A 14,296-nucleotide genomic window follows, 5' to 3' on the forward strand; every position below is an offset into this window, starting at 1 on the left:
GGCTGCGGATTGTGGATTTAAAGCGCAAACGAAGTTAGTTGCAGATGTAACTAATGTCAAGAAACTCTGGATCAGCTAACAAATGAGTACTAAAAGAGTATTTTTAGTCACCAGCCTCCAAAGCTAGCGCCTGGAAGAATAACCAGCTGGCAACGGGTCCTTGGACAGGATCGGAAGAGTAATCGGGAGCCGGGTGCGACACATTGGCTGCGCCACACCCGTGCACAGCCGACCTTATTTACGCGTGCATTTTCCGGTATCGGTACGACACATATGATCCTTGTGAAACTTGCCGGTCATCTGGTCGCACTGGGATTTGCTCACATCTCCGGCACAGGCATTTTCGGCATGCTGGCAGCAACCGGTTTCAGCGGTACCCATTCCCTTACCGCCTTCCATACCTTCATCTTTCTTGCGCTGTTCGCAGGCAGATAGGGTCAATACCATCGCTGCGGCCAGTATCCCAATTGAAGCTTTGAGTCTCATTAAGGCCTCCTAAATACCCGGCTTAGCGGCCGGTGACATGGATATCGCGGAATCTGCCGCGCATAGCTTTGTGCGACCCGCGTAGATTTACCCGACATCTCCACCAGCTCAGGGATTTTGCGATTAGGCGCGCCATCCCATTGTCACCCTGCAGATTTACCGGGCCATGCATTGACTGTAGCCCACACTGGCAGCGAAACCATCTGACTGACGGGACATTTACGTTAATTTGCCCCTGACAGCCCATCCAGATAGCTGAATACCTTTTTGTATTTGCCAGAGCCGGTACAATCGGCCCCCGTTTGTCGGGTAAAAAGCCCCGACAGGAATGTATTTATTGAGGACCCCCTATGCTTCTCGCCGCTGCTGCCATCATTGCCGGCTTTATTGTGCTGGTCTGGAGTGCCGACCGCTTTGTGGATGGAGCTGCCGCCACGGCCAAACACTGCGGCATGCCCACATTATTAATTGGTATGGTGATCGTCGGCTTTGGCACTTCTGCCCCTGAGATGGTGGTCTCAGCCATTGCCGCATTAAACGGCAACCCAGGCCTGGCCCTGGGTAATGCCTATGGCTCCAATATTGCCAATACCGGTCTGATTCTCGGCTTCAGTGCCCTACTGATCCCCCTCTCAGTCCACTCAAAGATTGTGCGTAAAGAGCTGCCACTGCTGCTGGCAATCACCCTGCTCAGTGGTGCCTTCCTGTGGAATGACCGCTTGGAGCGCTGGGAGGGCATTGTTCTGTTATTCGGTTTCTTCGCCTTGATCGGCTGGAGTATCTTTTCTGCCATGCGCAATAAAGGTGACCAGCTTGAGGGAGAAGTAGAAACTGAGCTGGAAGACAACCCTATGCCGCTCGGAACTGCCATATTTTGGTTGACAGCGGGACTGGTGCTATTGATTGTCAGCTCCCGAATTCTCGTATGGGGAGCAGTCACCATTGCTGAATCTTTGGGGGTTAGTGACCTGGTAATAGGCCTGACTATTGTTGCCCTGGGAACCTCACTGCCGGAACTGGCCGCAACCTTAGTGGCCGCACGAAAAGGTGAGCACGATATCGCCATCGGTAACGTTGTCGGCTCCAATATGTTTAACCTACTGGCAGTAGTCGGTATTGCCGGTACCATCGCTCCCATGGAGCATGTACCACACGAGGTGCTGTCCCGTGACTGGCCGATGGTTCTGGGCCTCACAATCGCCCTGTTTATTTTTGCCTACGGCTTCAAAGGCCAGGGCCGGATCAATCGCTGGGAAGGCTCCGCGCTGCTTATGGCATACCTCGTATATACCGGCTACCTAGTGGGAACCATTACCAAAGCTGCACTCTGATAATATTTGGGGTGGTGCCGCACCACCCCATAGTTACCGCCTGAATTCACCGTAATTCACCACCTCTGCGCCCATTTCTCTTCCCAAAAACTGACTAATATCTGCAAATACTTTCCAAGGAAAAGTGCTGAGCAGCTTGATGAAGAGAAGCACCATTGGCAAAACCGTCGCGCTAACCGCCCTATTTGGACTCGGTGCAATTTACCTTCCCAATGCCTCTTGGCTGGCGACAGCCCAGCAAGGAAAACCGATCCTGATTGCCCATCGCGGTGTCTACCAAACTTACAACCGGGATAATTTAGCCCGTGACGTGTGCACCGCCGCCCGTATCCATACCCCGCAACACCACTACCTGGAAAACACGATTCCCTCTATGGAAGCTGCCTTTTCCCATGGCGCGGACATTGTCGAAATCGACGTCCATCCCACCATTGATGGCGACTTCGCAGTATTTCACGACTGGACCATAGACTGCCGCACGGATGGAACAGGTGTCACCCGGGAACAGTCCAGAAAGGACTTAAAGAAGCTGGATATTGGTTACGGCTATACCTTTGATGGCGGCAAGACATTTCCCTTTCGTGGCCAAGGGGTGGGCTTACTTCCCACTTTAAAAGAAGTCTTACTGCACTTTCCCAGCAAGCAGTTTCTGATCAATATTAAGAGTAATGATCCGACAGAAGCAGACCGATTGGATAACTATCTTCGGCTACACCAATTGCCTATTAATTCCCGGCTTATGATCTACGGCGGCGATCGCCCAATTAAAAGGATACGGCAGCTGCGGCCAAATGTACTGGCCTTCAGCAAAACCAGTGCCAAGCAATGCATTCTGCGCTACGTGCTACTTGGTTGGAGCGGTTATTTCCCCGAGGCTTGCCGAAACAGCATTGTTGTTGCACCCAATACCTGGCGGTGGGCTTTATGGGGTTGGCCCAATCGCTACTCTGAACGAGTGGCCAAAGCCAATAGCTTGGTGATGGCGGTGGACCATAAAAATGGTAAGCGAGGCTTGCCCGGTATTTACACACCGGAAGAACTCAGTTTTCTGCCCGAAGGTTACAGCGGAGCTATTTGGATTGAGAAGATAGAGCTTATTGGTCCATATCTACAAGCAAGACAATAAATAACCTTAGCGTTTTCGAACTTTCTCCAGCCGTGCCAGATGCGCCTGAAGACGCTCTATTTCTTCCAGCAGCTCTATCGCTAATGCAGCGCCGGCAAGATTTACCCCCAGATCACGCTCCAGGCTGTAAACCCGGCGCACCCGGCGCACACAAATTCCGCTAAAGCGCCACTGCAGTTCCCTGCTGCGCGGCTCAATAATTCCCTCCTCAACCAAGGCAATAATGCGCTCCGCCGGCACACCACAAGCCCGGCACAGTTCGCTCAAAGTTAACTCACTCTCTTCATCCAGGAGAACACCGCTAAGCTGCTCAACCTTTTTAGGCATCACAATTATCCTCCCATGGACTGACGCGGATTGAAGTTGAATGCGTCTCCAAACTGACGGTATGCCTCGCGTTCATTATCAGTCGTGGCTGGCGGCGTAGCAGTTTGCATCACTATATACATATCCCCCGGCTGCTTTGCCGGGATACCACGGCCCTTGAGGCGCAGTTTTTTACCATTGGTGCTGTTTGCTGGAATGGTCACTTTAATGGGACCATCGGGAGTGGGTACCTGAACCTTAGCTCCAAGCGTTATCTCCCAGGGAGCCAAAGGCAAATCCAGGTAAACCGTTTTACCTTCTGTATGGAAAAGGGGATGGGGGTTGAAAGCAATTTCCAGGTAGAGATCACCAGGCTTACCTTCTCCAATGCCAGGCTCACCCTGTCCAGCCAAGCGAATCTGTTGCCCTTCAGTGATCCCCTTGGGAATTTTTATATTGAGAATGCGCTCACGCAATTGCGGTCGCCCATCTGCACCCAACACCGAGTGCTTTAAGGTTACTTGGCGCGTACCGCCACGATAACTATCTTCGAGGTCTACTGTGATGCGGGCATAGGTATTTTCACCCTGGGCACTGTAAGAGCGGCGCTGCCCCTGCCCATAAGCCTGACGAAACCCGCTGCGGCCAAACAAGCTTTCAAAGAAGTCACTAAAAGCTTCAGGGTCAGCTTCGGTATATCCACCACCGTGAAACTCAAAACCCTGGTCCCAATTGGGGGGCGGTCGGAAATCCTGCCCAGACTGAAAACCACTGCCGAGCTGATCGTAAGCAGCTCGTTTCTCTGGGTCCTTCAATACTTCATAGGCCTCATTTACTTCCTTAAAGTGCTCTTCGGCGCCCTCTTCCTTACTTACATCAGGATGATATTTGCGTGCTAGCTTTCGATAGGCACGCTTAATCTGCGCCTGGTCAACGCTCCGGTCCAGGCCGAGTATTTTGTAATAGTCCTTGTATTCCATGGCTTTAATAAAAGCCGATGATGGTACATTTTTCCATCATTCTTAAATGGTAAAACTAACCCTTGCCAATATATCTCCCATAAATTTCTTATTAACAGGCCTCAGTTACCCTTAGGTTATTATCTACCTCTGGCCTCGGTTGAGTATTTTTTATCTAGAGTAATTTTATGAAAATAGTATAGATTTGGCGCCAACATAAAACTGGCGCCAAACCCACTAATTAGTGGCCGGTTTCATACCACATCTCAGCTTCAACATATTCAATGCTGCCGTCATCATAGTGAATATAAGCTTGTGCTTCATTGGATGTATAAGCCCTTACGGTAACCGAACATGAAAGTCCAGAAGAGCATCCTTTTACCCAGAAAATTCTATCGATCGATTTGGTTACATTTGTAATGCTCCACGAACCTGATGTGGAATTACCAAAACTAAAATCCTGCCCGAAACAATAAGATGTTCCATTGCCAAACGCATATCCACCGGACTTAACACTTACATGACATACGAGATCAGCAGACATAGCTGGAAGGGCGAGAGATGATGAAACAATCAATAAACTCGCTAACAATAACTTTCTAATATTCATATTTATAACCTTTATTGTTTTTATACTTCGATTATTCTGACAAATGAGCTTGCAACACAACTGAGACTACCACTACAGCCGTGAACTTTATATGGATTTACAATTATATATTTATAGATAAATGAGCATAAGGTATCAAATTAAATCGACTTAAGTTCGTTATACTAAAATAATATATCAATGTTGCTCATATAAATATTCTACATATGTAAATCGAAACCTTTTGTTCAGTTTGTAGCATTTCGTAGAATCCCCTAAACACTCGTTCCCGGTGAAATTTCCTTAGGAATTACCAAGATGTGCAAACTAAATAATATCAAGATAAAGCATTATCACTTTGAATCCAGCTGTTAGCTAAATTAGCTGTATCTAGCTGTTTGTCTAATAGTCCCCATAAGATGATTTACCTCTCTGCAGAATATGGGTCCTCAGCATTTAAATAAGCCAAGATATCTGATTTATTTTCGTTGGAAATTAACCACTCACGAACTTCTTTAACTTTATCATAAAGATCCTCACCAAATTTATTCTTATACATTTCAGAGAAATTCTTATACGCCTTACTTTCTCTTATTTTCTTTTGCCATTCATGGGTTACCAAAAAATTTAGTGAACCTGCAAGTCCCTCAGCTTTTAACAGATTCCACTCGCCCTTATCCAACCAAACCCCACCGACAACAGTGCTGTAATCGATACGATGCTCACTACTTGCCAGTATTTTTACCTTCTGCATAATGGAGCCCGATTCCGGGCACAAAATCGCCCTCTTGGTATCTTCAGCAACTATATCACTAAGGTTATTTATATCTTCTGAAAAATGGTATTCAGGATTTTGTCTTTTCCAGGTTAAGTAATCTTCAATAAGAACCCAATTTCCCCCACAGGAAGAACAGGTATAACCACGAAATAGTTATTCGATAAATCCTGGGTTAAGAATGCCATTTTTACAGCTAGTGCAACATTTCATATTTTGTATATCATAATAAAAAATCCGGATCTATTTATTTAGATCCGGATTAAAGAAATCAATTCTTCTAACTACATTATAGTGATTTGTGCAATATATCTTTTAAATACGTACATTTCACTAACTATCAATTTCTGTAGTTTTATTCAAGTCGCCAACTCCAGCTTCTTTTAAGAGCGAGTCTACCAGCGGCGCCATAGCCCTGTGTTTTAGAGCACTACCCACCAGAGCCTCAGGCAAGCTTTGTCCTTTGGATTCAGCCTCGCTATCTAAAATGCCGCTGCTTGCTCTACCATCAACACCATTTAGGCCCTCAACAGAGATAATTTTCATACCCTCAATACTCTCCATCGGCTTAACGCTTTCACGGATAATATTGGGCAGATTTTCGTGCAGACTAAGGACCTTCTTAAGTGCAACCTGAGCTTCATTTAGACTATTAAAAGCCTCATTCATTAGGCGCTGCCCCTCAGCGTCCACCGCATATTTTTCACGATCAGCTTCAACTTTAATACGAACGGCTTCAGCTTCAGCAGCAGCCTGCAAGCGCAATGCTTCAGCCTTATCCTCTGCAGCCGCTTTTTCTGCATCGGCCATTACCTTAATACCAGTCGCCTGGCGCTCCGCTACTTTTTGAGCTTCGATGATTTCAATGCGCTTATCACGCTCGGCAACTTCAACATCCTGAGCTGTGCGAACTTGCTCTTCAGCTTTTACAGCCTCAGCTCGAGCTACGTTGGCCTGTTGGTCCGCAAGAGATTGTTCTTTGGACTTTTCTGCAACAGCAATTGCACGTTCCTGCTTGGCAATTTCCACTGACTTCTCTTTGGAAATACGCTGCTCATCAAGAATACGCTCACCTTCAATCTCTTGCTCTTTCAAGCGACGCTCTTTCTCGATTTCCAGCAACTTAGTTGCCTGTTCCGCAGCAATTTGGGATTGACTGACTTCACGCTGGGCTTCAATTTCAGCTTTGCGTGCTGCGCGTTCCTGCTCTGCTTGTTCACGGGCAATATCCGCTTTCTGAGCAGCTTCACGATTTTCCAGCTCGCGCTGCTGCTCCAGATGTGCGTAACGTTTTTCTTTATCAATTTCTAACTTTTGGCGTTCAGCTTCGAGGTTTTTCTTCTCGATCTGCACCATGGTTTCCTGCTCGACATCATTGACCTCTTTACGACGCGTCTCAATAGAGCGGGTCATACTGGCGAGGCCCTCAGCATCAAACACATTATCCTGATTGAAGAATTCTTTATGGGTTTGATCCAAACCAGTCAAAGATACAGCCTCAAGTTCCAATCCATTTTTCAATAGATCTTCGGAAACTACCTGCTGAACTTTTTGTACAAACTGACTGCGCTGCTCATGCAATTCAGCCATTTCCATTTCAGCTGCTACCGAGCGTAACGCATCAACAAATTTACCCTCGATCATTTCTTTTAATGCTTCGGGGTCTAAAGTACGCAGACCCAAAGTCTGTGCAGCATTGGCTATCGCATCTGCATCCGGCTTTACCCGCAGATAAAATTCAGCAAGTACATCAACACGCATACGATCCTTGGTGATAAGCGCTTGATGCTCTTTTCGGGAAACCGCCAGGCGCAAAGTATTCATGTTCACAGGAATAATTTCATGTAGAACCGGTAGTACCAATGCACCTCCATTCATTATGACTTTTTGACCACCCATACCGGTACGTACAAATGAGCGCTCTTTTGAGGCTCTCGTATACAGGCGCGCAAAAATAGTTCCAATAACAATTAAGGCCACTAGTACAGTCCCGGCAATAAATACCATAACCGGTAGGTTTCCTATCACTTCTAGATTCTCCATTTAGTTATTCTCCATAAGATGTATACTGCTGGGGCGAGTTACTCGAAAATGTGCTCCCAGCTCTTCAACCAGCAACACCTTATCCCCCTGATTAAATATTTCACTTTCATCCGGTTCCACCATTACATAGTGTGTGGTTCCGTATTCATCACTAAAACGCGCTTCTGCTGGTGAACCGATTTCTGCTTTACCGATCGTAATAATCGCTACACGGCCAATAAAGGAATTTCTCTCAACTGCCTCGGATTCATCACCCACAGCGAAGCGCCGCATAATGTTGCCAACAAAACGTACCTGAGGTAGCGCAAGAAAAAAGACTGCCACAGCAAGTAAACCGCCCGGCAATAAATATCCAACAAGAGACTCTATGAGCATTTGGGCTACTAGGCCGGTCACTCCAAAGCTAACCAGAAAAGTTACTAACAGTATAAGTGCAGGAACTTCACCGAAACGCAACCACCCAAGCAGCTTAGTCATCCCGCCAGACAACCCTGTATCTGGCACGTCAACATCAAAATCTGGTAATAAATTATCCAGTAAATCTGAAATACCAACACCAATCAATGTCATGACGCCTTCAAGAAGCGCTATCATGAACATTAAAATCAGCGCACCGGTAAAGACCAGGTTTTGGTCTTGCAATAAAAATATCATCAGCCCCCCGATTTAATCTTGGCTAAACGTTCTTTCACACGATTATTTCGCGCGAACTCCTCAAGCTCTGCTAATTTGCTGGCATCTATCCCAGAGTCAAATGTCGATATAGCTGTATTACCTACTGCTCGATTAAATGCATCGGTAGCTTGTTCTACCTGGGCTTTTGGCTTTCTATCCCTGCCATATTCATCGGCAGTAACTCTATTGCTTACCTTTTTATTGGCTGCAATAAATTCTTGTAACTGCTCACGCATTTCACGTTTCTTACCTTGCAGGGCAAGAATATAGGAACCTAGTTCCTTTATTTCTATCTCATTTTCATTGATCGCTTTTTCTAAAATTGGAAGTTGCGCCTCAATATCCATTTGTTTGGCAATGGCGACTTCAGCCAAATCATCACGACCTTCATTTATAGCAATATCAATTTGTTCAGCTAAACGCTTATGACGAGCATTTTCATCGCTTAACGCTCTACTGTTTAGATACTTGGATGCCTCCACCTTCCCTAGCTGATCTCGCACATCTGCAATTGCATCATCCACCTCCCGAATTGCCTGCTCCATCACTGACTCTGGTGCAGTGGCTTCAACCGAGTCCACGACGGCATTGGCGGACACAGAGATTAAACGTGATATGCGCTTTATAAACCCTTCACTCATAACTTATCTCCTGCTCCCAAATAGAAAAATCCACCTTATTATTAGCTACAAACTTCAAATGATGTCGAAGCAGTATCCAATCTCTCACCATAGATACTGTTTATGCTTTCCTGCTATGACGGCAAGACAATTTTTCCGCAAAGTATTACGAGTCTGCAGCAGAATTTTTATAAGTAGCTCAATAGGATTGGAATCAATACTAAATTATATCAATGCCGTATTCTCTACGAGTAATTTCAATATCATTCCAATTAGTAAACTGCGATGACTTTTTCTCAAACAACAAGCCATTAAAGGAAGGAACACTTCTACATAAGAAAGTTATGACCGGGCAGATTTCTTTCTGCTCTGCCGAACTTCTCATTATAGCAATCAACTTACGGGTTCTTACTTCGTATGACAGCGCTACTGTGATCGATCAACACCAAGGCAGGCACAGTCATCCGCTGGTAAATACGCCGAAATCTGCTGGGGCTCATTGAGTATGACGTTCCTTTGCCTCACATGCATATAAATGTACACATACCAATAGAGTAGGTCAATCAATAGGAGATAAAATGAGTGGATGACAAGTTTTTAAACGTGCATCGCTTGCATTTATGCTTTGCTAAAGTAGCAGCTAATAGCACTGTAAAACTGAACATTGTGGTAGGCATACAATTCAAAAATCAATTACACGCTATAACAGCAGGCAAATGATGACCTAAAATCGACGCCAACTTATGGTTTTGAAAATATGAACACGCCCTGTTCTAATTCATCCTTTCAGTGCTTGGGAAATCCTATTCTCAATGTCGATAGCTATAAAACTAGCCATTATCTGCAGTACCCCCCAGGAACATCACATATAAGTAGTTATGTAGAGTGTCGTGGTGGTGAATTTGCGTCGACGGTATTCTTTGGCTTGCAGGCGTTTATAAAGCAATACCTGAGCACCCCCATCAGTTCTCATCAAATAGATGAAGCTGAAAATATTTTAAAACCCCATGGACTGCCATTTAATCGTGCTGGATGGAATCATATTTTAAATGACCACAATGGTTTAATGCCCCTTGAAATTACAGCGATAGAAGAAGGGCAAGTCATTCCAGTAACCAATGCTTTAGCTCAGGTTGTTAATACCTGTCCTTACTGCTTTTGGCTTACCACTTATATTGAAACCGCACTTTTACGAAGCATCTGGTATCCATCAACCGTAGCTACCCAGAGCCGCGAAATAAAGAAAATTATCTCACAGTATTTATTTGAAACAGCAGAAAATCTGGATACTCTGGAGTTTCGTTTACACGACTTCGGGGCTCGGGGAGCCAGCAGTCTCGAAACAGCCATGCTGGGAGGTATGGCTCACTTGGTGAATTTTAAGGGGACTGATACGATATCCGGAATATTAGCCGCAAAAAGATTTTACAACGCCGCTGTACCTGGAGCTTCCATTCCCGCCGCTGAACACAGCACAATTATTGCTTGGGGACAACAGCATGAGGAAGATGCTTACCGTAATATACTTGAGCAATTTTCTGGGGAAGGAAAAACTGTGGCTGTTGTCAGCGATAGCTACGATTTGTGGAATGCTATAGAGAATATCTGGGGAAAAAAATTAAAGGATAAAGTTACTCACAGTGGCGGCACATTAGTAATAAGGCCTGACTCCGGCAACCCAGAGGAAGTCGTGATAGAAGCAATAGAAAGGTTGATGCGGATATTTGGCTCGCAGAAGAATAAAAAAGGATATCGATTACTACCCCCCTTTATTCGAGTTATACAAGGAGACGGTATCACCCGCTTTGTAATCCCAAAAATTCTCCAAGCAATGAAAGAAAACAATCAAAGCACAGAAAATCTGACCTTTGGTATGGGCGGAGGATTACTACAAAAAGTTGACCGCGATATGATGGGATTTGCAATGAAAGCCAGCGCTATCTGTATCAATGGCAGTTGGTACGATATTTTTAAGAATCCTAGAACCGGGCCCGAGAAAAGGTCCAAGGGTGGCCGCCTTGCCTTGATTCGCGACGATGATGGTGCACTTCGAACTATTGCGCAGAGCGATCTAAAATCAGAAGCTAACCTGCTGAGGCCGGTTTACCGCAACGGTATTCTGCTTAAGGACATTACTTTCGACAAAGTTCGAAGAAATGCTGCCCTCTGATTCCCGTTCCACCCTCACAACGTCTTACCCCTACGAAACTTCACTTTACCGAGCGAGTACTTTACAACTTTAGGTTGGTCCTGTTAGTTGTGCGTATCCAAAGCCTGACCTCCGTGCACACAAGGCCTCCAGCGTCAGTCGTAATAACAATAAGTACCCGCAGAGAGTGCTCGTGCTCTCGTGGGGTAAAGGTAGCCAATGGAAAGAAGAAAATTCCTCAAGATCGCCGGCGTCGGCTCCAGTGGTATTTTGTTGCCTCTACAGGGCATTCAGGTCAGCGCCGAGCAGCTGCTCAATGAAGGCATGCACAGCTCCCATAAAAGACACCTGGCGGATGTAGTCTTGAATACCGCGCGCAAAGCCGGGGCCAGTTATACCGATGTGCGTATCGGCCGCTATCTGAACCAGTATGTTATGACCCGCGAAACCAACGTGGAGAATATCGTCAACACAGAATCCCTTGGCGCTGGTATTCGTGTGATCGCCAATGGTACCTGGGGCTTCGCCGCCACCAACGACCTTACAGCGGATGGCGTCGCCCTTGCCGCGCGCCAAGCAGTTGCCGTAGCTAAGGCCAATGCCAAGTACCAAACCGAGCCCGTGCGTTTGGCACCGGTAAAAGGCGTGGGCGAGGTTTCCTGGCAGACACCTATCGAACAAAATGCCCTGCAGGTCCCCATCAGTGAAAAAGTCGATTTCCTGATGGATGTTAACAATGGGGCACTCAAAGCTGGGGCCAGCTATATCCGTTCTTCCCTGTATCTGGTCAATGAGCAGAAGTACTTTGCTTCTAGCGACGGCTCCTATATTGACCAGGATGTCCATCGCCTCTGGGCACCTATGCAGGTGACCGCTGTTGATAAGCAGAGCGGTGCTTTCAAGACTCGCAACGGTCTCAGTGATCCAGTGGGAAGAGGCTATGAATACCTGGCCGGTCACGACAAAGACAAGATTCGCGGTCAGACCACGCTCTACAAAGCTTCCTATGATATGGCCGAGGATGCAGTGCTTGCAGCCGAGCAAGCCCAAGCCAAGCTGTCAGCCAAGTCCATCGATCCGGGCAAGTACGATTTGGTACTGGAACCCTCACATCTGTGCCTGACCATCCACGAATCTGTGGGCCATCCTCTTGAGCTGGACCGCGTGCTGGGTTACGAGGCCAACTATGCGGGAACTTCCTTCGCCACCCTGGATAAGTGGCGCAGCGGTAAATTCCAGTACGGCAGCGATAAGGTCACTCTGTTTGCCGACAAGGTGCAACCGGGCTCCCTCGGTGCCGTCGCCTATGACGACGAAGGGGTTAAAACCAAGCGTTGGGACTTGGTGAAAGACGGCATCCTGGTGAACTACCAGGCTACCCGCGATCAGGTGCATATGATCGACCAAAAGGAATCCCACGGCTGCAGCTATGGCGATAGCTGGTCCAGCGTGCAATTCCAGCGCATGCCTAATGTCTCTTTGGCGCCAAGCGAAAAAGAATACTCGGCAAAATCCATGATTCGCGATGTGGAAAAAGGCATTTACATTGTCGGGCGCGGTTCTTATTCCATCGACCAGCAGCGCTACAACTTCCAATTCGGCGGGCAGCTGTTCTATGAGATCAAAAACGGCGAGATCGTCGGTCAGGTTGAAGACGTCGCCTACCAGTCCAACACCCAGGAATTCTGGAATTCCTGCTCGGCGATTTGCGACAGCAGTGATTACCGCTTGGGCGGAACCTTCTTCGATGGCAAGGGCCAGCCGAGCCAGGTGAGTGCAGTCTCCCACGGCTGTTCCACCACCCGTTTTGACCAAATTAATGTAATCAATACCAAGCGCAAGATTTCCTGAGCGGCGCACAAGAATAAGTAATTGGAGAAAAGGCAATGGCCATTCTGAGTAGAAGTGAAGCGAAGCGTATTCTCGACAAGGTTTTAAAATACAGCCGCGCCGATGAAGCCAGCGCGCAGCTGGCCGGCAGCGAAACCGGCAATATTCGCTACGCGCGCAACAGCGTTTCCACCAGTGGTATCGTCAATGATATCGAGCTGGCCGTAGAGGCCCGTTTCGGCAAGAAATCCGGTGTGGCCACTATCAATGAATTCAGTGATGCCTCACTCGAAAAAGTGATGCGTCGCGCCGAAGAGTTGGCCAAGCTATCTCCGGAAAACCCGGAAGCCATGCCGATGCTGGGACCGCAGAAATATGTCAGCGTAGACGGCTTCGCCAAGTCCACTGCAGATATCACTCCAGACCAGCGCGCCAAGGCTGCGGCAGATTCCATTATTGCAGCCAAGGAAAAGAAAGTGGTTGCCGCAGGTTACCTGGAAGACCAGCGTTCTTTTGCTGCAGTCGCCACCAGTAAAGGCTTGTTCGGCTACCACGCTTCTACCTCTGCCAATTTCACTGTAACTATGCGCACCGAGAATGGCCTGGGTTCTGGTTGGGCCGAAAGTGACGTTACCGATTTCGGTGCAATGAATACCGGCAGCACCTCCTCTGTCGCCATCGACAAAGCGGTCCTGTCCCAGGAAGCCCGTGCCCTGGAACCGGGCAAGTACACCGTGATCCTGGAGCCCAATGCGGTGTCCGGCCTGGTGGGTTACATGATGAGCGGCTTCGATGCGCGCAGTGCCGACGAGGGCCGCAGCTTTATGAGCAAAAAGGGCGGCGGCAACCGTACCGGCGAGAAGATGTTCGACAAGCGAGTAAATTTCTACTCCGACCCCACCAGCCTCGATGTGCCGGCTCAACCCTGGACCGACGGTGATTTTATGCAGCTGGGACGCACCGAATGGGTGAAAGACGGCGTAGTGAAAAACCTGGCGCGCAGCCGCTACTGGGCCGAGCAAAGCAAAGGCGAAGTGGTCCCCGAACCCAACAACCTGATTATGATCGGCGGCGATAAAACCACCGAAGAACTGATCAAAAATACCCGCCGCGGTATTTTGGTATCCCGCACCTGGTATATCCGTATGGTCGATCCACAGTCCATGCTGCTCACCGGCCTCACCCGCGACGGCACCTTCTATATCGAAAACGGCAAGATCAAATACCCGGTGAAGAACTTCCGCTTCAACGAGAGCCCGGTAATCATGCTCAACAATATCGAAGATATGGGCGTCCCCCAGCGAGTGGGTATGTGGGGCATGTCCGCCATGATTCCCGCGTTGAAAGTGCGCGACTTCACCTTCAGCAGCCTTTCCGACGCCGTATAACAGCCAGCACCCATCGAGG

General features: G+C 47.7%; 14 protein-coding genes. 6 read left to right on the forward strand and 8 right to left on the reverse strand.

Going from position 1 to position 14,296, the window contains the following annotated elements:
- Window positions 1-234: 234 nt before the first annotated feature.
- Window positions 235-486, reverse strand: coding sequence for a hypothetical protein (locus ACJJIW_RS05705; RefSeq protein WP_282930445.1), 252 nt, complete (start codon window positions 484-486; stop codon window positions 235-237).
- 350 nt (window positions 487-836) lie between these two features.
- Here ACJJIW_RS05705 and ACJJIW_RS05710 point away from each other — a divergent pair, with 350 nt between their 5' ends.
- Together ACJJIW_RS05710 and ACJJIW_RS05715 are read left to right on the forward strand one after the other, a co-directional pair.
- On the forward strand, window positions 837-1,817 hold the full coding sequence (locus tag ACJJIW_RS05710) for a calcium/sodium antiporter (RefSeq protein ID WP_444936879.1): 981 nt from the start codon (window positions 837-839) through the stop codon (window positions 1,815-1,817).
- Between the two features lie 139 nt (window positions 1,818-1,956).
- Window positions 1,957-2,943, forward strand: a complete 987-nt coding sequence (locus ACJJIW_RS05715) for a glycerophosphodiester phosphodiesterase family protein (protein WP_444936880.1) — start codon at window positions 1,957-1,959, stop codon at window positions 2,941-2,943.
- Between the two features lie 6 nt (window positions 2,944-2,949).
- Here ACJJIW_RS05715 and ACJJIW_RS05720 read toward each other — a convergent pair whose 3' ends face one another.
- The 7 genes from ACJJIW_RS05720 to ACJJIW_RS05750 all read right to left on the reverse strand — a co-directional run bounded on the left by ACJJIW_RS05720 (window position 2,950) and on the right by ACJJIW_RS05750 (window position 8,931).
- Entirely contained in the window at window positions 2,950-3,270 is a 321-nt protein-coding gene (locus ACJJIW_RS05720) for a chaperone modulator CbpM (RefSeq protein WP_444894780.1), read from the reverse strand.
- 5 nt (window positions 3,271-3,275) lie between these two features.
- Window positions 3,276-4,229 carry a DnaJ C-terminal domain-containing protein gene (locus ACJJIW_RS05725; RefSeq protein WP_444936881.1) on the reverse strand — a complete coding sequence of 318 codons (954 nt, stop codon included), beginning with the start codon at window positions 4,227-4,229 and terminating at the stop codon, window positions 3,276-3,278.
- Window positions 4,230-4,449: 220 nt separating this feature from the next.
- Window positions 4,450-4,818, reverse strand: a complete 369-nt coding sequence (locus ACJJIW_RS05730) for a hypothetical protein (protein ID WP_444892502.1) — start codon at window positions 4,816-4,818, stop codon at window positions 4,450-4,452.
- A gap of 403 nt (window positions 4,819-5,221) precedes the next feature.
- Entirely contained in the window at window positions 5,222-5,551 is a 330-nt protein-coding gene (locus ACJJIW_RS05735) for a TFIIB-type zinc ribbon-containing protein (protein ID WP_444936882.1), read from the reverse strand.
- Between the two features lie 354 nt (window positions 5,552-5,905).
- Window positions 5,906-7,615, reverse strand: coding sequence for a flotillin family protein (locus tag ACJJIW_RS05740; RefSeq protein WP_444936883.1), 1,710 nt, complete (start codon window positions 7,613-7,615; stop codon window positions 5,906-5,908).
- Entirely contained in the window at window positions 7,616-8,269 is a 654-nt protein-coding gene (locus ACJJIW_RS05745) for a YqiJ family protein (protein WP_444892499.1), read from the reverse strand.
- Window positions 8,269-8,931 (reverse strand): PspA/IM30 family protein, encoded by a 663-nt coding sequence (locus ACJJIW_RS05750; RefSeq protein WP_444936884.1) that lies wholly within the window; start codon window positions 8,929-8,931, stop codon window positions 8,269-8,271. Before ACJJIW_RS05750 ends, ACJJIW_RS05745 begins: the two co-directional genes overlap by 1 nt.
- A 561-nt stretch (window positions 8,932-9,492) precedes the next feature.
- Between ACJJIW_RS05750 and ACJJIW_RS05755 the strand changes: the two genes are divergently transcribed.
- The 4 genes from ACJJIW_RS05755 (at window position 9,493) to ACJJIW_RS05770 (ending at window position 14,277) form a co-directional block, all read left to right on the forward strand.
- Window positions 9,493-9,630, forward strand: a complete 138-nt coding sequence (locus tag ACJJIW_RS05755) for a hypothetical protein (protein ID WP_444892497.1) — start codon at window positions 9,493-9,495, stop codon at window positions 9,628-9,630.
- Window positions 9,631-9,667: 37 nt separating this feature from the next.
- Window positions 9,668-11,080 carry a nicotinate phosphoribosyltransferase gene (locus ACJJIW_RS05760; RefSeq protein ID WP_444892496.1) on the forward strand — a complete coding sequence of 471 codons (1,413 nt, stop codon included), beginning with the start codon at window positions 9,668-9,670 and terminating at the stop codon, window positions 11,078-11,080.
- Window positions 11,081-11,278: 198 nt separating this feature from the next.
- Window positions 11,279-12,910: a TldD/PmbA family protein gene (locus ACJJIW_RS05765; protein WP_444892495.1), complete on the forward strand. Its 1,632-nt coding sequence runs from the start codon at window positions 11,279-11,281 to the stop codon at window positions 12,908-12,910.
- 35 nt (window positions 12,911-12,945) lie between these two features.
- Window positions 12,946-14,277, forward strand: a complete 1,332-nt coding sequence (locus ACJJIW_RS05770; protein WP_413663965.1) for a TldD/PmbA family protein — start codon at window positions 12,946-12,948, stop codon at window positions 14,275-14,277.
- Window positions 14,278-14,296: the final 19 nt, after the last annotated feature.

It is taken from the genome of Microbulbifer maximicatervae (SeqCode) (genome assembly GCF_052467815.1).

Bases quoted from the DNA above. Each gene is read 5' to 3' on its own strand.
- ACJJIW_RS05705 (WP_282930445.1), bottom strand. From the start codon at position 486: ATGAGACTCAAAGCTTCAATTGGGATACTGGCCGCAGCGATGGTATTG.
- ACJJIW_RS05710 (WP_444936879.1), top strand. From the start codon at position 837: ATGCTTCTCGCCGCTGCTGCCATCATTGCCGGCTTTATTGTGCTGGTC.
- ACJJIW_RS05715 (WP_444936880.1), top strand. From the start codon at position 1,957: ATGAAGAGAAGCACCATTGGCAAAACCGTCGCGCTAACCGCCCTATTT.
- ACJJIW_RS05720 (WP_444894780.1), bottom strand. From the start codon at position 3,270: ATGCCTAAAAAGGTTGAGCAGCTTAGCGGTGTTCTCCTGGATGAAGAG.
- ACJJIW_RS05725 (WP_444936881.1), bottom strand. From the start codon at position 4,229: ATGGAATACAAGGACTATTACAAAATACTCGGCCTGGACCGGAGCGTT.
- ACJJIW_RS05730 (WP_444892502.1), bottom strand. From the start codon at position 4,818: ATGAATATTAGAAAGTTATTGTTAGCGAGTTTATTGATTGTTTCATCA.
- ACJJIW_RS05735 (WP_444936882.1), bottom strand. From the start codon at position 5,551: ATGCAGAAGGTAAAAATACTGGCAAGTAGTGAGCATCGTATCGATTAC.
- ACJJIW_RS05740 (WP_444936883.1), bottom strand. From the start codon at position 7,615: ATGGAGAATCTAGAAGTGATAGGAAACCTACCGGTTATGGTATTTATT.
- ACJJIW_RS05745 (WP_444892499.1), bottom strand. From the start codon at position 8,269: ATGATATTTTTATTGCAAGACCAAAACCTGGTCTTTACCGGTGCGCTG.
- ACJJIW_RS05750 (WP_444936884.1), bottom strand. From the start codon at position 8,931: ATGAGTGAAGGGTTTATAAAGCGCATATCACGTTTAATCTCTGTGTCC.
- ACJJIW_RS05760 (WP_444892496.1), top strand. From the start codon at position 9,668: ATGAACACGCCCTGTTCTAATTCATCCTTTCAGTGCTTGGGAAATCCT.
- ACJJIW_RS05765 (WP_444892495.1), top strand. From the start codon at position 11,279: ATGGAAAGAAGAAAATTCCTCAAGATCGCCGGCGTCGGCTCCAGTGGT.
- ACJJIW_RS05770 (WP_413663965.1), top strand. From the start codon at position 12,946: ATGGCCATTCTGAGTAGAAGTGAAGCGAAGCGTATTCTCGACAAGGTT.